The organism is Bartonella silvatica (genome assembly GCF_040545155.1).
Classification (GTDB): domain Bacteria; phylum Pseudomonadota; class Alphaproteobacteria; order Rhizobiales; family Rhizobiaceae; genus Bartonella; species Bartonella silvatica.
The window spans coordinates 1-2,803 of sequence record NZ_JBEPLI010000048.1 but is presented as its reverse complement, the minus strand read 5'-3'; the positions used below and the strand labels follow the sequence as shown (position 1 = coordinate 2,803).

The window sequence follows — 2,803 nt, the reverse complement described above, 5'->3', positions numbered from 1 at the left end:
GCCATTGAAGCGCATGACTTTTTAAAGGACTATTACAAGGTTGGGGAGTCGTCGATTAAGTCGATAGATGGTCGTATAGCCTTTCAGTTTTCTGGACTAGACCGTAATATTGCGAGCATTAAATCGATGGGGCGTATTTTGCTTTGTTGGGTTGATGAGGCAGAGCCGGTAACAGAGACGGCTTGGCAAACGCTTATACCGACTTTACGTGAAGAAGGAGAAGGATGGCGGGCAGAGTTATGGGTAACATGGAACCCGTTGCGAGAGAATGCCCCCGTTGAGAAGCGGTTTCGCTTTTCAGACAATAAATCCATTAAGCGTGTAGAGATCAATTGGTCAGACAACCCGAAGTTTCCCAAGATCTTGAATGAAGCACGACTTGATGATCTGAGAAACCGTCCAGAGACCTATAAGCATATCTGGGAAGGGGCTTATCTTACAGCAGTTCAAGGTGCTTATTATCAAAAGGAAATGTTGGCAGCCGAGCAGGAGGGGCGGATAGGGCGCGTTGCTCGTGATCCTTTAATGCAGATACGCGCCTTTTGGGATATTGGGGGGACAGGCGCCAAGGCAGATGCCACGGCGATATGGATAGCGCAATTTGTTGGCAGAGAGATCAGAGTGCTCGATTATTACGAAGCACAGGGACAGCCGTTATCGGAGCATATCGGTTGGTTGCGTCAAAACGGTTATGAGAAGGCATTGATGGTTCTCCCCCATGATGGGGCGACCAGAGACCGTGTGCACAATGTGAGTTTTGAAAGTGCTTTGAATGATGCGGGCTTTGAAACGCAGGTTGTTCCCAATCAAGGGGCTGGTGCTGTCAAAATGCGAATAGAGGCAGTGCGACGTATTTTGCCTTCAGTATGGTTTAATGAAGAGACGACCGTAGCAGGGCGCAAGGCACTGAATTGGTATCATGAGAAATGGGATGAGAAGCGTAATATTGGTTTGGGGGCAGAACATGATTGGTCCAGTCATGGTGCGGATGCCTTTGGGTTAATGTGTGTGGGGTATGAACAGCCGATGCAGAAACACAAGAGACCAGCTTATAGCGGTAGAGAAACTTATGAGAGCACGTCATGGATGGCAGAATGATGTATGATGAAGAGCATTTAGAGAAAGAAAGTAACGCATCAGATCTGTCGACAGAAGGTTTGTTTCGCAAGCTTGTGAATTGGTACAAAGAAGATGTAGAGCATGTGAACAAATGGCGTGAACATGCAAGAGAGGATTTTCAATTTTACAATGGTGATCAGTGGAATGATCAAGATTTAGCGGCGTTAAAAGAGCAACGCCGCCCCGTTATGACTTTTAACCGTATTGCACCACTGGTTAATGCCGTTGTGGGTTCAGAGCGTAACAATAAACGAGAAGTGCAATTTATCCCCCGTCAAGTCGGGAAGGCATTACCTAGTGAATTGCTTACAGGGGCGGCAGAATGGTTTAGAGATGTAGCACACGCTGAATATGCGGACAGTGATGCTTTCCAAGACGCTGTCATCTGCGGCATGGGCTGGACCGATACACGGCTTGATTACGAAAACAGCCTTGATGGTGAACCGGTCATTACGCGTTTAGACCCTCTAAAGATGGTTTGGGATAGCGCGGCAGTGCAACCGAATTTAACCGATGCACAACGCATGTGGTATGTAGACCGCAAGCCCTTGGAAGTAGCCAAGCAGATGTTTCCCAAAGCCCATTGGAGTGAACTGAGTGCTGATTGGGCGCGTGATGGGGCTGCTTATGAAGGCATTCATCATAATGATCTTGAAGCTTACGATGATGAGAAGGGCATTGATGTTGAAAACGGTCGTCGGATGGTTACGCTTGTTGAATGTCGTTGGTTTGAAAGCGAGCGATATTACAAAGCGCCTGATTTAGAAACGGGTAAATTGCGTGATTATAGTGAAGAGGAATTTAAGCAGCTCCAATGCATGATGCCTGATATTCAAGGAGCAGTTTTCAATAAAAAGGTTGTTAAGCGTGCTTTTTTAGGGAGGAAATTGCTTGAAACGCCTGATCAACCCTTAGTTCCAGCTGGTCAATTAGGCTGGGAGTGTATAACGGGGTATTTTGACAAGATAGAACGGCATTTTTATGGGGTTGTGCGCCCGACAAAAGACCCGCAACGGTGGGCAAATAAATATTTCAGTCAAGTGATGCATATTCTCAATAGCCAATCCAAGGGTGGAATTATGGCTGAGAGGGGTGCATTTGAAGATGAGAGAGAAGCTGTAAAGAGTTGGAGCAGGGTTGATAGTATTACGGTTTTAAAAAATGGTGCTTTGGCGGGTGGTAAGATACAACCCAAACCCGTTGCCCAATTTCCAGCAGGTTTTTTCCAACTGTTTAATGAAGCCAAGGAAGCGATTAACCAAGTTACGGGTTTATCGCCTGAGTTTATTGGGACGAGAGAAGTCTCACAAGCAGGGATTTTAGAGGCACAACGACGCCAATCCAGTCTTAACCTGCTTGCTTGTCTGTTTGATGGTTTGCGTTTGTATCGCAAAAGGCAGGGTAAAATTATTTTACACTTGATCCAGAATTACTTGTCTGATGGTCGATTGGTGCGGATATCGGGTGAGGAGAATGCGCAATATATTCCTTTGACGCGTGAAGCGGTGATGAGTGTAGATTATGACATTGTGGTGGATGATGCCCCCACCAGCCCGAATGAGAAAGAGCGGACCTTTGGTATTATCACGCAATTATTACCGTTGCTTCAAAATGCGGTTACGCCGGATATCATGCTTGATTTGCTTCGTTATTCTCCATTGCCTGCATCTTTGCTTAATCGTGT

At 46.3% G+C, this 2,803-nt stretch carries 2 protein-coding genes; both read left to right on the top strand.

Annotated features, from left to right (window positions below; all coding sequences use genetic code 11):
* Nucleotides 1-1,098, top strand: a 1,098-nt coding sequence (locus tag ABID23_RS07690) for a phage terminase large subunit (RefSeq protein ID WP_354190882.1), incomplete at its 5' end; no start/stop codon positions are given.
* Nucleotides 1,083-2,803, top strand: a 1,721-nt coding sequence (bgtI, locus tag ABID23_RS07685; RefSeq protein WP_354190880.1) for a BaGTA-type gene transfer agent portal protein BgtI, incomplete at its 3' end; no start/stop codon positions are given. The genes ABID23_RS07690 and bgtI, both read left to right, overlap by 16 nt.